The sequence below is a fragment of the Aquirufa regiilacus genome (assembly GCF_032470275.1).
Classification (GTDB): domain Bacteria; phylum Bacteroidota; class Bacteroidia; order Cytophagales; family Spirosomataceae; genus Aquirufa; species Aquirufa regiilacus.
This window is the reverse complement of record NZ_JAVNWW010000001.1, coordinates 500182-520217: the sequence shown is the minus strand read 5'-3', so window position 1 is coordinate 520217 and position 20036 is coordinate 500182. Positions and strand designations below refer to the sequence as shown.

General features: G+C 42.4%; 15 protein-coding genes. 9 read left to right on the top strand and 6 right to left on the bottom strand.

Features of this window, described 5'->3' with window-relative positions; genetic code table 11:
- Positions 1 to 67: 67 nt before the first annotated feature.
- The gene (locus PQG45_RS02185) at positions 68 to 1630 is read right to left on the bottom strand and encodes an NFACT RNA binding domain-containing protein (RefSeq protein ID WP_316070231.1); all 1563 of its coding nucleotides are present in this window, start codon (positions 1628 to 1630) and stop codon (positions 68 to 70) included.
- A 23-nt stretch (positions 1631 to 1653) separates the two neighbouring features.
- Here PQG45_RS02185 and PQG45_RS02180 point away from each other — a divergent pair, with 23 nt between their 5' ends.
- The 5 genes from PQG45_RS02180 (at position 1654) to PQG45_RS02160 (ending at position 5173) form a co-directional block, all read left to right on the top strand.
- Positions 1654 to 2247, top strand: a complete 594-nt coding sequence (locus tag PQG45_RS02180) for an IMPACT family protein (RefSeq protein ID WP_316070230.1) — start codon at positions 1654 to 1656, stop codon at positions 2245 to 2247.
- Positions 2248 to 2335: 88 nt separating this feature from the next.
- The gene (locus tag PQG45_RS02175; protein ID WP_315576710.1) at positions 2336 to 2590 is read left to right on the top strand and encodes a DUF4160 domain-containing protein; all 255 of its coding nucleotides are present in this window, start codon (positions 2336 to 2338) and stop codon (positions 2588 to 2590) included.
- Positions 2587 to 2805, top strand: coding sequence for a DUF2442 domain-containing protein (locus PQG45_RS02170; protein WP_315576712.1), 219 nt, complete (start codon positions 2587 to 2589; stop codon positions 2803 to 2805). Before PQG45_RS02175 ends, PQG45_RS02170 begins: the two co-directional genes overlap by 4 nt.
- Before the next feature lie 71 nt (positions 2806 to 2876).
- A complete protein-coding gene (locus PQG45_RS02165) occupies positions 2877 to 3704 on the top strand; it encodes a fumarylacetoacetate hydrolase family protein (protein ID WP_316070229.1) in 828 nt (275 codons plus the stop codon).
- Complete coding sequence (locus PQG45_RS02160) at positions 3701 to 5173, top strand: aldehyde dehydrogenase (NADP(+)) (RefSeq protein WP_316070228.1); 1473 nt, start codon at positions 3701 to 3703, stop codon at positions 5171 to 5173. Before PQG45_RS02165 ends, PQG45_RS02160 begins: the two co-directional genes overlap by 4 nt.
- Before the next feature lie 294 nt (positions 5174 to 5467).
- On the opposite strand, the gene clpB is transcribed toward PQG45_RS02160, so the two are convergent.
- Both clpB and PQG45_RS02150 read right to left on the bottom strand, forming a co-directional pair.
- Positions 5468 to 8071, bottom strand: coding sequence for an ATP-dependent chaperone ClpB (gene clpB / locus PQG45_RS02155; protein ID WP_316070227.1), 2604 nt, complete (start codon positions 8069 to 8071; stop codon positions 5468 to 5470).
- A gap of 114 nt (positions 8072 to 8185) precedes the next feature.
- Positions 8186 to 11467 (bottom strand): PAS domain S-box protein, encoded by a 3282-nt coding sequence (locus PQG45_RS02150; RefSeq protein ID WP_316070226.1) that lies wholly within the window; start codon positions 11465 to 11467, stop codon positions 8186 to 8188.
- Between the two features lie 74 nt (positions 11468 to 11541).
- On the opposite strand from PQG45_RS02150, the gene rsmA reads away from it, so the two are divergent.
- From rsmA to PQG45_RS02130, 4 genes are all read left to right on the top strand, one after another.
- A complete protein-coding gene (gene rsmA / locus PQG45_RS02145; RefSeq protein ID WP_316070225.1) occupies positions 11542 to 12324 on the top strand; it encodes a 16S rRNA (adenine(1518)-N(6)/adenine(1519)-N(6))-dimethyltransferase RsmA in 783 nt (260 codons plus the stop codon).
- A 73-nt stretch (positions 12325 to 12397) separates the two neighbouring features.
- Positions 12398 to 13774 carry a magnesium transporter gene (gene mgtE / locus PQG45_RS02140; protein WP_316070224.1) on the top strand — a complete coding sequence of 459 codons (1377 nt, stop codon included), beginning with the start codon at positions 12398 to 12400 and terminating at the stop codon, positions 13772 to 13774.
- Positions 13775 to 13777: 3 nt separating this feature from the next.
- Positions 13778 to 14233, top strand: coding sequence for a D-aminoacyl-tRNA deacylase (dtd, locus tag PQG45_RS02135; RefSeq protein WP_316070223.1), 456 nt, complete (start codon positions 13778 to 13780; stop codon positions 14231 to 14233).
- On the top strand, positions 14230 to 14556 hold the full coding sequence (locus PQG45_RS02130; RefSeq protein WP_316070222.1) for a nucleotide pyrophosphohydrolase: 327 nt from the start codon (positions 14230 to 14232) through the stop codon (positions 14554 to 14556). Before dtd ends, PQG45_RS02130 begins: the two co-directional genes overlap by 4 nt.
- A 3-nt stretch (positions 14557 to 14559) precedes the next feature.
- Here PQG45_RS02130 and PQG45_RS02125 read toward each other — a convergent pair whose 3' ends face one another.
- The 3 genes from PQG45_RS02125 to PQG45_RS02115 are packed head-to-tail and all read right to left on the bottom strand — an operon-like array spanning position 14560 to position 19936.
- Positions 14560 to 15237 carry a hypothetical protein gene (locus tag PQG45_RS02125; RefSeq protein WP_316070221.1) on the bottom strand — a complete coding sequence of 226 codons (678 nt, stop codon included), beginning with the start codon at positions 15235 to 15237 and terminating at the stop codon, positions 14560 to 14562.
- A gap of 1 nt (position 15238) precedes the next feature.
- Positions 15239 to 16918 carry a hypothetical protein gene (locus PQG45_RS02120; protein WP_316070220.1) on the bottom strand — a complete coding sequence of 560 codons (1680 nt, stop codon included), beginning with the start codon at positions 16916 to 16918 and terminating at the stop codon, positions 15239 to 15241.
- Entirely contained in the window at positions 16919 to 19936 is a 3018-nt protein-coding gene (locus tag PQG45_RS02115; RefSeq protein WP_316070219.1) for a tetratricopeptide repeat protein, read from the bottom strand.
- Positions 19937 to 20036: the final 100 nt, after the last annotated feature.

Genomic DNA, 20036 nt, shown 5'->3' with positions numbered 1-20036 from the left:
AGTTAAGGGTAATCTTTGCGAAAATAGAGTATTTCAGGAGAAAAGAAAAGGATTTACCGGAATTATACTATTCCCAATAGGTGGGCTTAACCATAACAACTTCCTCTTCGCGATCCACAATGACTTGACCAGGCAATAAATCCCTCGTCTTTCGAACATACTTTTTCGCAGTTACAATAACAGGGCAAAGTGACTCCGTTGCACGCTTCGAAAAATGCGCTGCGAGTTCTGCAGCCTTCTCAATTACATGCTTGGGAACCGTTTGCTGTTGGGGATTTCGAATAATCACATGTGAACCCGAAACATCGCGCGCATGCAACCAAATATCAAATTTCTTCGCATATTTCAGCGTCAACAAGTCATTATTCTTTGCATTTTTTCCCACCCAAATCGTCCAACCGCTTGTCAAAAATTGCTTAAAGGGCAATTCATCCGATGATTGCTTCGTGGACTCTTGAACTTTCAAATATTGCAAATAAGGCTTTAACTCCCGACGAACCTGCGCAGTCTCGATTCCCTTTAACTGCTCACCTAATTCCTGAATTTCAGCCTTTTTCCGAGCTACCGTTACCTCCCATTGCGCAATCTCTTTGGAAAAATTCTTCGCCTTACGGTAATAGTTTTCCGCATTTTCAGGACCCGACAATTGGGCATTCAACTTGATGGTGACTTTTCCTCCGTGATAAAAATTATCGAGTTCGACCAACTTCGCTCCTACCGGAATCAGATGCAAAAAGGCCATCAATATATTGCCTATCTCCTCATAAGCTAAACTGGAATCGCGTTTGACTTGTTGTTTTTCAAGGCTTTCCAAGTAATGAATTGCCTTCAAATGTAATTTGCCTAAGGTTTCCATCAACAAGGCCTTCTCCCTTCTGAACTCTCCAACAGAATAATGCAGGGAGAAGAACTGATTCAAGGCGTCAAACACATCCTTCGTTTGATATAAGGCTTCTTGATCAACAGGAAAAAGCGTCAATGCAATACCTTTGGGAGTCTCGATAATCGAAATCAATGGCTCCTCCAAAGCCTCCAAAGTCTTTTGAAGTAAATCCCATTGTTTGGATTGCGTTAAATTAACATAGCCCAAGTGCTGAAAATAAGACGTACATTCTTTACCTAAGGTTGGATATAAAGCCATCCAATCCCCGTCGGCTTGATGGAACGCCTCATAAGACTGATCGATTGTTCGATCCAATTGACTTAGAGATAATTCAAAGTCCTTGCCTAAACGTTTTTGAAATTGGCCTTGGTGTTCCCCCGCTTGAAATAGAATGACATTCGAACGATTGCCAAACAACTTAAAAACAAGTACCTGCTCGCCTAAGAAGTATAATCCTATCGCTCGCTCATTCTCAAAAACGCGAACATCTTGAACTTCATGCAACAGTAAATCCGAAAACAAGTCAACCGAATTACGGCCAGCTCGGCGAAAATCAGTTGGAAATTGCATGCTAGAAAACTGTGATCCAAAACTACATTTGATCCAAAAATCTTGGCCATTTTGGCGTTCAAATCCAATAACCAATTCATCTTTCTCCTGCGAAAAACATTGCTTGAGCCGTGCATACGTCAAAATTTGACGAAGCTCCCGCGCCAGTATTCGTAGGAAAAAATGATTGTTATGCATAAATTGAATTTTTATTTACTCGCATGTCGCTCCCCGATTCCTACCTTTCCATTTCACAACCTGCCGAGGGGCTCTACAAAGATAAAGGAAGTAAATTCATCGGATACGTATTTCCTGTGAAAGATATCGAAGATATCAAGGAACAGATAAATTCCTTAAAGGAATTGCATCCAAAGGCCCGACATATTTGTTACGCCTACCGACTCGGTTTTACACCCGAAGAAGCGCGTTCAAACGACGACGGAGAACCCTCAGGAAGTGCCGGAAAACCTATTCTAAATACGATTTTATCAACGAATGTTCACTATACGCTCGTTGCAGTCGTTCGTTATTTTGGCGGAACCTTATTAGGCGTGCCTGGATTAATTCAAGCCTACAAAGAAGCAAGCATCGAAGCCTTTGAAGCAGCCGATATTATTGAAATCGAACCGATGGATTTCCTAGAAATACGCTTCAGCTATCCACAGATGAATGAAGTCATGAAAGTGATCAAAAAATTTCCCATTCAAATTGTCGAGCAAGAGGTCAATAATGACTGTTGGTATAAGCTGTCCTTCCCGCATCGCATCACAGCGGAGGTCCAAAATGCTTTTGATAAGGCTTTGGAAATGTATTGAACCCAACTAATTGATATTCGAAACTGAATATCAGTTTCGAATCAAAAAGCCTACTAATCATTCGTGTACTTGTGGCAAATCAATTGAAATGCCCACAATATTTCGCAAACAAGGCTGGAGAGTATTCTTTTATTCCAATGAAGGAAACGAACAAATGCATATTCATGCAATAAAAGGGGAAACAGAAGTAAAATATTGGATTAGTCAAAAATTGAATATGATATCCTATGCAAATTCGTTTAATTTGAAACCAATGCAGCAAAGAGAAATTGAAGAACTATTAATCGAGCAATTGCCTAGAATCATCAAAACTTGGAATAATTATTTCAACTTTTACCAATGAAATCAAATCAAAAACACATTCGGGAAATTCGATTTGAGGGTGATATGATCATTATCCAAGGTGAAGAAAAATCAATCAAAACGGCAATAGCTGATATTTCTCAAAAATTGATGCACGCATCCTCCATCGAACGAAATACATATAAAATAAGTCCGTCGGGATTTGGAGTGCATTGGCCGCTCATCGACGAAGACCTGTCCTTTCCAAATTTATAAGCCTCCACCCTTTTCCCTTCGACTTTCATTGAGTAGATTTGTTTAAAGCATCTTACATGCTAGCTAAACCTATGAACTACTACAAAATCTACCGCGTCGATTCGGGTATTCAAATCGAAAATGCATCAGGGCAATTGACCCCTATCCTATCCGAAAATTGGGATGATTGCATTAACCAAGATCATTTATTTCAATTCTGCGAAAAACAGTCTTTTGGGACAAATCAACGCGAAGTGATTCAAACACCCATCGAATCTCAAGAAATTTGGGCAGCGGGCGTGACCTATTTACGTAGCAAAGTTGCCCGCATGGAAGAATCCAAAGAATCTGGCGGCGACACCTTTTATGATAAAGTTTACGACGCAGAAAGACCCGAAATATTCTACAAAGGCAATAAATTAAGAGCAGTAGGCCAACATGGCCTCGTTAAAATCCGTAAGGATTCAGCATGGAACGTACCGGAACCCGAATTGACCTTGTTTATTAATCGCAACAAACAAATCGCCGGATACCTCATCGGAAACGACATGAGTTCGCGCGATATTGAAGGAGAAAATCCCCTCTATCTCCCACAAGCGAAAGTATACGACGCCTCCGCAGGCATCGGACCTTGCTTGTTGGTGACGGAAAAATCCCTCGCACCCGAAACAGTCATCGCCATGCGAATTTTCCGCGGTCAACAGGAGGTCTTTCAAGGCGACACCCAAATTTCGCAAATGAAACGTAGCCATGTAGAGCTCAAAGATTATTTGACCCGTGAAATGAGTTTCCCACAAGGTGCTTACCTCATGACGGGGACATGCATCGTACCTGATCCTCCTTTTACTTTACAAGCAAACGACGAAATATATATTCAAATCGAACCCATCGGCACGCTGATTCAAACCGTACACCCATGAATTTAACAGGAAAACAGATTATCGGCTTTCAAACGAAAGCAGCAGGGCACCGGAATTTCCAAGGAATTCAAGCGACCACGGGCGAAGTACTTCCCCAAGTTTTTGTAGAAGCCACGGACGAAGAAGCAAATGAGGCATTAGCCAAAGCCTCCGTGGCATTTAAAGTATATCGTAATTTATCAGATGCCCAACGAGCAAACTTCTTAAACTCAATCGCCGAAGAGATTTTGGCCATCGGAGATGTGTTAATCCAAACCGCTTGCGCTGAATCTGGACTTCCGGAAGCACGCATCACAGGCGAACGCGGTCGGACCATCGGCCAAATTCAAGCATTTGCGAACTTTATCTCAAACCCATCCTGGAAACGAGAAATCGTGGATGAGGCAATGCCGGAACGCCAACCGCTGCCGAAACCACGATTGGTACAAAAACAAATACCTTTGGGCCCAACGGTTGTATTTGGGGCAAGTAATTTCCCATTAGCCTTTTCTGTCGCGGGCGGAGACACCTTATCAGCTTTAGCTGCTGGTTGCCCAGTTGTTTTCAAAGCACATCCTGCGCACCCAAATACCTGTGATTTAGTAGGTCAAGCGATCCAAAAAGCGGCACAAAAAAGCGGTATGCCGGATGGAACATTTTCTTTACTGCATGCACAGGGACATGAAATAGGAGGATATTTGATCAAACATGCCATCACAAAAGCAGTCGCATTCACGGGCTCTTACCGCGGTGGAAAAGCCTTATTCGATCTAGCCGTTCGCCGGGAAGTTCCTATTCCTGTCTATGCGGAAATGGGCTCCATCAATCCCGTTTACCTATTCAGTGAACGAATTGCCACGCAAGGCGAAGGACTGGCAGATGCATTCAGTCAATCCATTTGTTTAGGTGTAGGCCAATTTTGTACCAATCCAGGCTTGATCGTATTGCTCGAAAAAGATGTAGCTTTCTTAACTTCGCTCGCATCCAAATTAGATGCTATGCCCCTGGGCACATTCCTAACAGCAGGTATCAAAGATGCCTTTGCACATGGTTGGAATACATTAAATCACCATCCTGCTACGACCCGACTAACAGCCTCTGAAATTCCAGCTCCTAGTTTATTTAGCACCACGGTTCGTGAGGCAATAGCGTACCCAGAAGTATTGGAAGAGGTTTTTGGACCTTGTACAGTAGCTGTCGTTTGCAAGGATTTACATGAGATGATTGCATTTACAGAACAAATGCCGGGCCAACTAACCGCTACGATTCAAGCGGAACCAACTGACTTAGCGAGTTTAGATGAGCTCATCGATGAAGTAAGCCAAAAGGTTGGACGGATCTTATTAAATGGTTTTCCTACCGGTGTCGAAGTTTCCCCAGCCATGGTACACGGCGGACCTTTCCCGGCTACTTCCGATGCGCGGAGCACTTCCGTAGGAACAGAGGCCATCTACCGGTTTACCAGACCGGTTTGTTGGCAGAATTTTTAGAAACCCCTAGGCTAAAATTTAAAACCCCAGACTTTAGTCTGTAGAACCAGCGAATCACACACCCTAGGCTAAAATTAAAAACCCCAGACTTTAGTCTGGCGAATCGGCGAATCACACACCCTAGGCTAAAGCCTAGGGCTAAAATTAAAAACCCCAGACTTTAGTCTGTAGAACCGGCGAATCACACATCCTAGGCTAAAGCCTAGGGCTAAAATTAAAAACCCCAGACTTTAGTCTGGGGAATCGGCGTAAAGCGCCTCAAACTTTGGCAAAGCTTGAAGCTTTGCCAAAGACCTAAATCTCTACCTCTACATTCTCAAAGGTCAAATTCCCCTCTTTATCCACATCCATTAACACCGCGGATTCCTTCTGAATCTTACCCGATAAAATGGATTTTGATAATTCATTCAATACGACCCTTTGGAGTACACGCTTCATCGGCCGACCGCCATACAAGGGATCAAATCCCTCTTTGGCTAATTTATTCAATGCCTCCTCCGTCGCTTCGATGGTAATGTGCTGCTCCGCTAAGCGATGTTGAATCTCCTTAAATTGGATAGTCAATATCTTACGCGCATGCTCTTCTGTCAATGGTTCAAATAATACAATCTCATCCACGCGATTCAAGAACTCCGGACGAACTTGTTGCTTTAACAGAACCATCACTTCCTCTTTCGCTTCCTCCATTAAGATGGCATTGTTCCAGCCCTCCATTTGGCCTAATTTTTCCTGAATCACATGACTACCGATATTCGAAGTCATGATAATAATCGTATTCTTGAAATTCGCCGTCCGACCCTTGTTATCGGTCAATCGGCCTTCATCCAACACCTGCAATAAAATGTTCCAAACATCCGGATGCGCCTTTTCAATCTCGTCAAGTAAGACTACCGAATAAGGCTTACGGCGTACGGCCTCCGTCAATTGACCACCCTCATCGTAACCTACGTATCCCGGAGGCGCTCCCACCAAGCGGGAAACCGCATGGCGCTCTTGGTACTCCGACATATCAATTCGAACGATGGCATTCTCATCATTGAACAGGTAAGATGCCAAAGACTTCGCTAATTCCGTTTTACCTACCCCAGTCGTCCCCAAGAAGATAAAAGAACCGATGGGTCTGCGTGGGTCTTGCAAACCCGCACGCGAGCGTCTAACCGCATCAGAAACCAATTCAATCGCTTGATCTTGACCCGCCACACGTTTGTGCAATTCATCTTCAAGATGTAACAACTTCTCGATTTCCGTTTGTAACATTTTACTTACGGGAATACCCGTCCACTTCGCAACTACCTCAGCAACATTCTCAGCCGTCACCTCTTCCTGCAACATACCATTCTCTCCTTGGGACTGGGCCTGTAAATCTTTCAACTTCTGTTCCGATTCAACCAAACGACCGTACCGAATCTCGGCTACCTTGCCGTAATCGCCTTGGCGCTCCGCTTGATCTGCTTCGAGTTTTAACTTATCAATCCTCTCTTTCTCAGCACGAATGGTATCAAGAACCCCCTTCTCCGACTGCCATTGCGCTTTAAGTGCATCACGTTTCTCCGACAAATCGGCTAATTCTCGATTTAAGACCGCTTCTTTTTCCTTGTTATTTTCCCGACGAATCGCTTCACGCTCAATCTCCAACGACATAATCTTCCGTTGGATATCATCTATCGCCTCAGGCACGGAATCAATCTCCAAACGCATTTTGGCTGCCGCCTCATCCATCAAATCAATCGCCTTATCTGGCAAGAAACGATCTGAGATATATCGGCTTGACAATTCTACGGCGGCAATCACCGCGTCGTCTTGAATACGCACTCCATGGTGCAACTCATATTTATCTTTGATACCCCGCAAAATGGAAATCGCATCAGCTACATCGGGTTCATCTACAATCACCGATTGAAAACGACGCTCTAAGGCCTTATCCTTCTCGATGTATTTTTGGTATTCTTTTAATGTCGTCGCACCGATTGCATGCAATTCACCACGCGCCAAAGCTGGCTTCAGTAAATTCGCCGCATCCATAGCTCCTTCTCCCCCACCTCCAGCACCAATCAAGGTGTGAATCTCATCAATGAACAAGACAATCTCACCATCGGAATCCGTCACCTCTTTAATGACCGCTTTCAAACGCTCCTCAAATTCTCCTTTGTATTTAGCGCCGGCCACCAACAATCCCATATCCAAGGACATGACAATTTTGGATTTTAAATTCTCAGGCACATCGCCAGATACAATTCGTTGGGCTAAGCCTTCTACAATTGCTGTTTTACCTACACCCGGCTCACCTACCAACATTGGATTGTTTTTGGTACGACGGGACAGGATTTGCAAGACCCGACGAATCTCCTCGTCTCGTCCGATCACCGGATCAATTTTACCCGCCTTCGCTAATTCATTTAAATTCTTACCGTATTTTTCCAAAGACTGGTAAGTACCTTCTGCATGTGGATCGTTCACTTTTCTATTTCCTCTAAGTTCGATGATTGCTTCTTTAAAATTCTTGGTTGTTAATCCGAGCTTTTTCAGGGCATCGGCCACGGAATCGTTGCCATCCAACAAGGACAAAAACAATAATTCCACGCTTACGTACGTATCCCCAAAATCTGCCTTTAATTTATCTGCGCGCTGCAAGGCTTGTTGCAAGGCATTGCTTGCATAGGCTTGGTCACCTGCTGATACCTTTGGATAGGTATTCAAGATAGGGCCTAAGGCTGTTTGGATTTGGGTGGGATTCACGCCTAATTTCTTTAAGAGAAAAGAAGCGGTTTGGGTATCATCTTGTAAAATCGCAAGCAATAAATGCCCCGTTTCGATGGCTTGTTGGCCTCGCTCCTGTGCAATTTCCATCGCCTGCTGAATGATGATACTCGATTGGGATGTGTAGTTATTTGGATTCATGTGGTTAAAATATTTGCAGGGGTATGTGCAAATGAACAACCATAAATGAATTACGGAAATAATGGCGGGCTTGAAGTAGAACTCACGAGCAAAAATCGGCCATTATGGCACGTATTAGGCGAATCTGTCCGAAATCACTTGCTTGAATGCAGCCAGTGCTTCCTTCAGCGCTGCGATCTCAACAGGAAATTGACTAAACTCACAAACCTTCGCCTTCAACTCTATTTTTTCGCAAAGGATATGCACTTGTGCGGCACCTAGGGTACCCGAATTCCCTTTTAACGTATGTAACTCCGACTGAACACCCTTGCAATCGTTCGCAGCGTAAGCTTTTTCAGCCTGTAGAATTTGCTCCTCCGCTTCCGCGATAAACTCAAGTAACATACCTTCTACAAATACAGGATCTCCACCTACGGCATCGGATAAAGATTTGAAAACTTCTTCATCGACAACCTCCAAGGAATGATCTTGGATGCTTTCCTCCGGCGCATGTCCATCATGCACCCATTTCCCCACCATTTGAATGAGTTGTTGGGCCCGAATCGGTTTGGCTAAATAATCATCCATACCCGCAGCCAAGAATCGCTCTCGATCTTCTTTCATCGCATACGCCGTCATGGCGACGATTGGTGGCAATTCCGATACCGATTTTTTCAGTCGGCGAGTTGTCTCCATCCCATCCATTTCAGGCATTTGAATATCCATGAGGACCAAATCAAAAGCCGAATCTAGCGACAAGCGATCGATTGCCTCTTGTCCACTAATGGCTGTTTCAACAACACAACCAGCTTTCATTAAAATTTGGGAGGCAACTTTGCGATTGGTCGCATTGTCATCCACCAATAAAATCCGTGCATGAACTTCTTTCAAGCTTCCTGCGATATCAAACCGTTCTGCTTTTGAAATAGACGAGGCTTTTGAGGCGTCGCCGATGGCTAAGCGAACCGTAAACCAAAACGTACTTCCCTGGCCTTCCGCTGATTCTACGCCGATCTCCCCTTCCATCATCTTACAGAATTCCCTAGAAATCGCTAAACCTAATCCAGTCCCACCGTAATTCTTGGAAGTTGAATTATCCAATTGTTGGAACGCAGAGAACAGTTTCTTCAAATTTTCTGGACTGATACCAATTCCGGTATCTGTCACGCGCACCAACAAATCAACTTGCCTATCCGTCTTCTTCGCCGTCGACACCGAAATAGTCACCGAACCATTTTCTGTAAACTTAAGTGCATTGGAAGTTAAATTCGATAAGATTTGTAAAAGGCGCGTTTCGTCCGCTACCACAACCTTAGGTACATCTTCAGCAATCGAATAAGCGACCTTATTCCCCTTTTGATGAGCAATAGGTGTAAATAAGGACATCAAACGATCTAATAAATCTTCGAATACTAAATCGGCTGAATGCAAAACCATTTTACCAGCTTCGATTTTGGCTAAATCCAAAATATCATTCAGAATATGAAGGAGCGTTTCAGATGATTTACGAATTGTTTGTAGGTAATCTTGCTGGTCCTCATTCAATGGCGAATCGCACAATAGATCTACCATGCCGATCACCCCATTCATAGGCGTACGAATCTCATGGGACATATTGGCCAAAAACTGTTCCTTCACCTTCAAGGAATGCTCCGCCTGTTCACGCGCTTCGACCAGTTGGGTTTGATACTTCTTTAAATCTGTGATGTCACGCGCAATACCGGACACCTCCGCAATATTTCCGCCCGACTGAATGGGATTCAGGTAAATTTCCAACCACTTTTGCTCGCCAGATTTTGTGGCAAGTTCGAGTTCAAAATGTTGCTTTTGACCTCGGAAGGCTAGTTTATATTTATCTTCCAACGGTCGGCGCTCATTCGGCGCAACCAATTGAAAACCCATGCTCTCCGTACTAAAATTCAACTGCGGTTTAATCTGCAATTGCTGCTCCAAAAGTTCAGCATATTCGTGATTAAAACTCGTCAACATCAATCGTTTATTCACTGACCACATCAAGTGGGAACTGCCTTCAAAAATCGCATTCAACCGTGCTGTCTCTCGCGCCAAAGCCTCTTCCGCTTGCTTGCGTGCAATAGCAACGGCAACCTGACTTGAGATAAAGTCTAGTAATTCCAGATCTCGGTTTTCGTACTTATTCGCACGCTCATAAGACTTAACCCCAATGATTCCCGTTACCCGATCACCTATACGAAGGGGAACACAAAGCATTACTTTGGGAACCACGCCATATAAATAAATCTTCTTGTCTTTCGCGAGTTGATGGATGTCATCATCATGCAAAATCAAGGGTTTATTGGCCATGATGGCATATTCCGTTAATCCATTCCCTAATTTACGTTTAGTAAAATGGACACGCGAGTCAAAATACTCATCGATGTAATAAGGGAAGTATAAATAGCTTTTGCCAGGATCGTACTGCGCGATGAAGAAATTCTTCACATCGATAACCTCGCCCAATTGCTTGTGAATGTTCACATACAAATCGTCCAGGTTGGTCGAATTAATCGCTACCTGAGCGATGGATGAGAACAATTTATTGGCACGTTCCGCACGAACTTTCGCGGTCGAGTTATGTAAGATACAACGATAGGCTGTCGGTGCGCCTCGTTCAAAACGACATGTCGCAGAGCCCGAAACATAGAGTCGGCGCCCATCCTTCCGCCTGAACACCGCAGTAAATTCAGGCAATTCCTCCCCTTTACTCAATAAATCGAATTGGGCTTGGGTCACGTGGGCAAATTCAGGATGGAGTACATCCTGCATTCTCAAATCGCGCGCTTCCTCTTCAGAATAACCCATGGTCTCTAACCAGGCCTTATTGACAAACAAAAAGCGCCCCGAAACACCCGTGATTTGAATTAAATCCGTTGTATTGTTAATCAGGTCTTGTAATTGGGCGTTGGACCGACTTAGGGCCTCGGATACTTTTTTACGTTCGGTGATATCCTCCCCAATAATACTTAAATAGGTCGTTTGATCGGCTTCTTGAACAATCGTTGAGGCGACTTCCACCCATTTCATGGCACCCGTCTTGGTGACGTAATTCCGTTCACGATCCTCAAATAAACCACCCGAAGCAATGGCTTTTTGGAATGAAGCGCGGCGGTCTTCGGTTTCTCCCTCCGGTAACAAGGTACCAAAGAAATCTTTCCCGTTTAATTCGCCCGCTTTGTAATTCAATAATTGGTGGGTATAGGCATTGGCAAAAACGATTGTTCCATCGAGCGCCATGATGATGCCAAATAATTTTAGGCCATCAAGCGTTTTGATCAGGTTCTCCTTTGAAGTAGCATCAGACGCAATACCATCATTTATTTCAAGAACATCCAATTGCTTTTTCAGCTCCTGTATTTCCTGAATGAGATCGTCCTTTGTCTTATTTGCCCAAGCAGCCATTGCTTTATTCCCTATTTTTGCTTAAATGTACAAAAAAGGGCGTAATTTCGCGTACCCTTAAGCCCCAAGAACACGTGCAAGTAAGAGCAAAAAAGAATTTAGGTCAACACTTTTTGAATGATTTAGATGCGGCCCAACGCATCGTGGATGGCTTGCAGGATTATGCCAACTATAAAAAAGTCTTGGAAATTGGTCCAGGTATGGGCGTATTGACACAATATTTAGTCAAGAAAACGGATTACGAAACCTACCTCATTGAAATTGACAAGGAATCGGTGGACTACCTGCGTAAGAATTACTTAGAATTTACAGGAACACGTTTGATTGATGGTGACTTTTTGCGCTATCCCCTTGAGAATATTTTCGGGGATGAGAAATTCGCAATCGTAGGAAACTTTCCCTATTTCATTTCCACACAGATATTTTTCCGAGTGTTGGAATACAAAGACCAATGCGTAGAAGTGGTGGGCATGTTACAAAAGGAAGTAGCCGTTCGTTTAGCAGCGAAACCAGGCAATAAGGATTATGGCATCTTGAGCGTTTTACTTCAAGCCTATTACGATATCGAATATCTATTTAGCCTAGGACCCGAGGTATTTACACCGCCTCCGAAAGTCAATTCGGGAGTCATTCGGTTGGTCCGCAATTTCGACAAGAAATTAGCATGTGACCCAAAGCATTTTAAAATGCTGGTCAAAATGGCGTTTAACCAACGAAGAAAGACCTTGCGAAATGCCTTGCGTGCGATGCAATTGCCTGATCATCCTTTATTGACAAAACGAGCAGAGCAATTGGGAGTGGAGGAATTCACGACGCTGACCCTTTTGTGGGAAGCCAATGGGTACTTAGGAGCCTAAGAAAATAACAAAGCCTTAACTGCATTTTGGGCAAAATTTCCGTAATTGCGCCTTCAATCTAATTCACTCAATCATGGAAGAAATCAACGTACAACACCTTCCGTTTGAGCTCACCAAAGAGTTCCTTGAAGAAATTCGCCAATTGATCATCGATCAGGCGAAGGATGAAATCATTGCCAAGATTGAGGATTTATTCCCCGCAGATATCACATCTATTCTCTATGAATTAAATGGGGATGAATCGAAATATTTAGTTCAGTTATTGGACACCAAAATTGCCGCTGCCATCATTTCGGCTTTAGACACCGATGATCGCAAGAAGTTCTTAAAGAATTTCACCTCCAAAGAAATCTCTGCATACATCAACATCGTTGATTCTGATGATGCGGTGGATATATTAAATGAACAACCCGTTCGTATACGTGAAGAAGTAATTGCCCTCCTAAAAGACCGCGAACAAGCACGTTTTATCATTGACCTCATGCATTACGATGAAGATTGTGCGGGTGGTTTGATGCAAAAGGAGTTAATCAAAATCAATGTTACTCAGACCGTAACGGAATGTGTGGAGGAGATTCGCCGCCAAGCTGAAGATGTAGAAAAAGTATTCTCCGTATACGTTGTCGATGATGATGGCATTTTATTGGGTACCGTGTCGTTAAAAAAAATCATTTTAGCGAAACGCGGCTCGAAGATTCAAGATGTATACGAGGCAGATGAAATCGTATCAGTTCAGACATATAGCACCGGCGAAGAAGTTGCCGATTTAATGCAAAAATACGATTTGGAGGCAATTCCAGTCGTGAATATACAAGGTAGATTACTCGGTCGTATTACGATTGATGACGTGGTCGATTTTATTACAGAATCCGCACAAGAAGATATTCAGGTCATGGCCGGTATCTCAGAAGACGTTGAAGAAGATGACTCCGTTTGGCTACTCGTTCGTTCTCGTTTACCTTGGTTAATCGGTGGCATGGTTGGTAGTTTTTTAGCTGCCAAAATTATTGATCGCTTCGATGACACCATTGCTTTATTACCTGCTATTTCTGCCTTTATTCCCTTGATTGGTTCTACGGGTGGAAATGTGGGTATCCAATCTTCTTCGTTGATCGTACAGTCGCTCGCAGACAAAAGTGGTTTAGACACGACTTTGTGGAAACGTCTTCAAAAAGTATTTGTTGTCGCCTTAATTAATGCCCTCATTGCGGCTATTTTTGCTTTCGGTTGCTCGATGTTAATTGATAGCGGTGAGATTATGTTGTCTATAACGGTATCCCTTTCCTTGTTTGCCGTCGTTATGCTGGCTTCCCTAATGGGTACAATTACACCTTTGGTCCTAAACCAATTAAAAATTAACCCAGCTGTGGCATCCGGACCATTCATCACAACGACCAATGACATCTTGGGTTATGGGGTTTATTTCATGATTGTCTATTTCTTATTGTAGCCAATGCGAGCAGTTATTCAACGCGCAAGTTCAGCTACTTTGCACATCGATGGCCAACTACATGCCTCCATTGGTACAGGATTCGTTATTCTTTTAGGCATCCATGTAGATGACACAGCGGTTGATGTCGATTACCTCGTTGGAAAAATTCATGGCATGCGAATTTTCTCGGATGCCGAAGGCAAAATGAATCTTTCTTTGGAACAGGTTTCTGGCCAACTATTATTAGTTAGTCAATTCACTTTATACGCGGATACGCGCAAAGGAAATCGCCCAAGTTACCTGGCCTCAGCCAGACCCGAACAAGCAATTCCTTTATATGAGCTAATGATCGAAAAACTTTCTAACGCCATGGGTGCCCCTATTCAAACGGGTGTTTTTGGCGCAGATATGCAAGTAAGTTTATGTAACGATGGCCCAGTAACCATCATCATTGATTCGAAAAACAACGCATTATGACCTTAGAAGAAGCCCAAGCGCAAGTTGACCAGTGGATCAAAACAGTAGGTGTCCGTTACTTCAACGAACTCACGAATATGGCGATGTTAACAGAAGAGGTAGGCGAAGTTGCCCGCATCATAGCTCGACGTTATGGAGAACAATCTGAGAAAGAATCAGACAAAAACAAAGACCTTGGAGATGAGATGGCCGATGTACTTTTCGTATTAATCTGCCTAGCTAATCAAACAGGAATTAATCTAACAGAGGCATTGGCGAAGAATTTGGACAAAAAAAGCATCCGCGATGCAGATCGGCATCACAACAATCCCAAACTGAAATAAGAATTATTTTCCTGCTGGAACTTGGCTATCCGAGATACGCTTGCCCATGCTTTTCCCTTCCTCTTTGTTGGGAATAAACGGACGAACTAAGGAGATCAAATCCAAACTAGGATTCAATTTTTGAATAAGCTCATGACGTACATCAAATTCAGTTTCACCTGAAATTTGTTGGTACTCAGCATCGGAAATACCTTCATGTTGATTGGATGCATTTGAAAAAGAGGCTAGATGGCCGAGCGTGTTATCCCCCATCAATTTTCCACCTTCCCAAGAAACCACAGAACCAGCATGTTTCCAATTAAATCCTGAAAGCGTAAAGTTCTTTTGATTGATTGCTTGAACCGATTGGAGTGGCATACCTAGCAATAAACCTGAATCCGTTTTCCATTCCGATGTATTCCCTACGATGGTTACATCCACGATTTGACCGTCGCTGTAATATACATATACTTGACGGCTTGAATTGGGGTATAATATCGTTCCGCGTAAGCTATCATCACCAATCACCCAAGTCGTGTCCGCAATAAGGGAATCTTTCCCATACTTTTTCTCAAGACCAGCCAAATTTTCACAAGCCAAAACCTCATTCAAACTACGTGTTGGATTTACTTTTACCTCCGAATTACTAGAGCCACAGGCAAAAAGTACGAGAGAAACCAAGATGGAAAGAATGTATTTCATATTAGAAAGAATAAGCGAATGAAAGGGTTGCATTCAAGCCTTGAACCTGGTATTGATAATACTTTTGATAGTTTTTACCCAATAGGTTATTGCCTGACAAACCGATGTTTAAATTTCGTTTGATAAAGTAATTTATTTTCAAATTGACATCCAAAATATCGTCCATCTGAATTAACTGATTTTTGACAGGTTCTAGGGCATAGAGCGATTTCATCCAATAAACATCGGGTGCTAGTAAGAATTTAGGCGAAATGCGCCATGAATTAATCCATGACAAAGTCGTAGCTGGAACATGTGGTGCATTGAACGTAACACCCAATTGCTGATAAATGACATGGTTGAATTTAAAACTTGAGGTAAACTGCGACGTGAAGTTCAAATTCAAATTAGCCGTATAGGTTGTTACCTGAATTTTCTCTAAGCCGCCTCGGTATTGCATATCGAACTTATTCGTAGCTGTAACCGCGTTGACGTAAAAAGGTAAATCAGAATACTCTGCATAATCATATTGAGCTTCAAAATCAATCACTTTATTCCCTCCAATACCCTTAATTCCCCCATAAACGTGGCCTACTTGGTTCGTATTTTTCAATTGGCTTGGAACACGCATCCAAGGATTTTGCTTTAAAAAGCCATTAAATGAATTGAATTGCACATCTCCTCCTACCCCACCAAACAAGTGAATATAATCTGACGCACCAAAATCCATTTGCAACATGGGAAAAACACTGGTTTTCTCGACTAAGGGATCATCAAATTCAGTAACAAACATAAATCCAGCATTCAAACTAACGCGTGAACTTTTATAGGCTAAATGGGGATTTAGTCGATACAGGTTACGGTTCCATTTTTGCAGGGTGGCGTTAGGCGAAAATTCCGAATAAATATAATCTCCGGCCAACTTGAAACGAAGTTTTTCCGACATGTTATGCGCATACATTCCATGCCCTTGAATGATTAATTCATTTAAATCTTGTGGGTTCGTCAACTGATCAGCCTGAACACTTAAAATGTAGTCTGAGTTTGCCGACTTTTTCGCGCTACTTAATTTACCTGAAGCACTCATACGCGTGTAAGAAGCCAACAGATCACTCGCTTTCACATACGATGGTATTTCCGCTAGGCCATAATAGTAATTCGAGAACATTTTATATTCCAACGTACTCTCCCAATAGTTCACTCGTCCCAAGGAACGGCTTTCTAAACGTGCTAAATTCTGACTTCTAGCTGAATATTCAGCTAGCACAGGTCCAAATAGATTGGCATCATGATGCAAATAAACGCCTAAGAATTTATTCTCTTTGGCACTTTGACTTGCATTAAAATCAAATAAGGAATGACCGTAATTTCCTGCTCCTAAGAGAATTGAATTTTTAAACTTCTCGCCATAAGCCGTTTTATTGCTCTCATCCGTACGCATTTCTTGCGCTGCAGGAGCCTCAATTTTAGGTAAGGAGTCAATTGCCCAAGCAGATTCCTTCAGTTTAACAACCAAAGGTACATTGGCTGTTTGACCAAAGGTCTTCATGGGCAAATATGACCGATCTGTTACCTTTAAGTTCATCACGGCACGTGTAGAATTCGGTATCGTGATCGTGGAACGATCGATACGTGATTCTTGCGCATAGGCTAGATGAAGCAAACCAAACAGGCCAATAAAAAGTAAAATGATCTGTTTCATCTATTGAATTCCCTCCATTTTTTTCTTGGCTAATACTTTAACGGCATCATCCGACGAGTTGGATAAAATACTTTGTAAGATGGCCTTGGCTTGTGCATTATTCTTTAGTTGAATAAAATTATCCGCCATCGACAGATAGGCCTGCCCTACCGTAGCATCTGGCAAGTGATAATAACGACTTTCAGATTGAATAAATTGAGCGACCAACCAATCATTCGATTGCTTGTACTCCTTCTGCAGTGACAATACTTTGGCAAAGGCTATTGCCGCTTTGGCCCCAACTTCATCTTGATTATAATCGACCGAGGTTGAAAACCATTTTTTAGCTAAATTATACTCAACAGCATCCAATGCGTATTGGCCTATTTCGACAGCCCATTGACTCTTACGCAATGAATCAGATGCATCTAAGTCAACCCAAAGTTGATTCAGTGAATCAAATTTCTTTTGTTGGCCATACAATTGTTTCAACTTATCCTGTACATCGACCATGAGCGTATCTTGAAAGGCCATATTAGCCTTTAAATCCACCAATTGGCCTATTGCCAAATCAGCGTGCTTCTGCTCCTCGTAAATCAATGCCATCACCCATTGGGATTTATTAGCATAGCTTACGCCCTGCTGGCTACGCTTTAGGTAAATCAAGGCATTACCAAAATCTTTGGTGTGGTAGGTGGCAACACCTAACATGTAATTTATAGCATCTGATTGCCCATAGGCTGGATATTCTTGAATCAAACGAACAAGTTCAGGAACGACCAATTTATATTTAGCCTGCTGGAACATTTCCGTACATATGTCGAACCACTGATCAGCCAAACTTGGGTCATCTCCATGTTGGCTTGCATAAACATGGTACAATTCCATCGCCTCCGTATGACGGCCTGCTTTTTTCAATAATTCCGTGGCACCAATAATTGCCTCTTTGGCAGAAGAATCGGTTGTGTATTTACGTACGATTTGCACGTAATCATCCATGGCTAAAAACCATTGATTCGTATTTTCATAAGCTTGAGCCCTAATCAATAAGAAGGGGGCAAACATCGGATTGATAGTCGATTTCGTTTGAATAAATTGGGTCGTATTGCGAACAACAGCCGCGTAACTTTCTGTTTTTTGCAAACGCGCTAAAGCAACATTACTTTGGTATAACATCTTGTCCGCTTGTGGGTCGTTCGGGAATTTCGAACTATAAGCGAGGTACACTTCTGAAGCCTCTTTGAATTTTCTTAGATTAAAAAGAATCAAGGCTTTACGTTCCAGCATACTAGTCGTTTGGGCAGAATTCTGCTGAATGGCTTCATCGAAATATTTGAGGCCGGTTGTTAAATCTCCTTTCGCGATTGACAATTCAGCCAAATTACGCAAATCATCTACGGAACGGGTCCCTGTTAACTTATTAGCTACATATTCCTCAAAATATTGCAACGAACGATCATACATCGTGATGTAGGCGAAAGAATGGGCCAAACTTAAGCGAATTCGTTGGCTCAATTCCCGAGATCCCGTTGGCACATTCGTTTCCGCCAACAAGGGAACATACAATTTAATGGCATCCGAATTCTTATTTGACCGCGCAAGCATTTCCGCTAAGGCATACCGTGCATACCAAGCCATCTCACGATTCACGGCAAAATCAAGTGATTTCTTGTAATAGATGATCGCCCGACGATCTTCTTGTTTTTCATAGGCCTTGGAAGCAATCTGATAACAAGTCGCTTGATAAAGTTCCTGGAATTTTACTTTGCCTACCGGAAAATTCAACATAAAATCTTCCATGGCTGACAAACTTGCCTGTTTCTGCAATGCATCGATTGCCATAGAAACCAACAATTCACCCTGTTTATTTTGTGGTAAACGCTTCTGATAGGATTTAATTTCCTTCAGCAAAGTAGGCCATTGTTGATTTTGCTGCAACAAACTTAGATACATCAAATACGCTTCTTCAGCTAATTCCTTATTAAAAGGCATTGCAGCAATCTCCTGCAGCGCTGGGTAAGCAAGGTCCCATTTTTGTTGGTCCACTAAAATCAACGCGCGGGTTTTAGCCATTTCTTGACCCAGGGAATCGTTCGATTTATCAGATTTCGCAAGTAATAAGAGTGCTTCATCCAGCTGCTTTGATTTATACAAGGCGAAAGCAAACTTATAATTTCGCTCACGATTCATCATCAGAGGCGATTTTTCATTGACAACCGCATAACTTTTCGCGGCATTCACATAATCTTGTTTTTGAAATTGTAGCTCAGCAATGATGGATGCCAAATTTCCCGAAGACTGCTGGTAAGAACTATCCGCCAAAATCGGCTTAACATAGCCAATTAAATCATTATACCGATTTAATTTCATGTAAGCTGAACTAATCCAAACAGGAGCTTCAGCAGCATATTTAGGGTCTGCGCTGGCGAGTTTAAAGTCCTCGATCGCTTGTTCAAATTTTTCGGAATGAAAATGCATAACCCCAGCATAATAGGCTGCTGGCAAAGAAAACTCATCTTCCGACTCAAACTTCAATAAATTAAAAAGGGCTAAGGCTTCCTTGTATTGGTTCGATTTATAATAGGAAACAGCCAAGTAGTATTTATGCTCTAAATTCGTCTGAGATGAATTACTCAAATATTTAATCGCACGAGCCCAATCCCCTGTTTCATAATAAAACACACCAATTTCTGTAATCAATTTGGCTGAGAAAGGGCTTTCTGGATGATCCGAAACGAATTTGACAGCTTGAATTTCCGCCTCTGGTCGCATGGAATAAATCGAACACATAGCAATGTAGTATTCAACAATCGTGCGTTCCGATATCAAGGAGGAAGTACTCTCCTGTAACGTTTTAAGGTAAAAACGGAATTCTTCTTGCGCAGCGGGAAAGTTGTTCGAATCAAATAACAACTTTGCTTGACGGAAATGCTCGTAAGGGTCAGTTAATTTAACCGTTTGCTGCCCATGCATTTCAAACGGCTGAACAAAGAACACGCTTATGACTAAAACACTAAAATAAAATAATCTTTTTTTCATCTACGAACAGATGTATATTTAGGGTTATTACAATAATACAAATTTTATTTCAAATTTATCTCCCCTTTCTAACGATAAAAGTGATAATTAATTTCCTCTA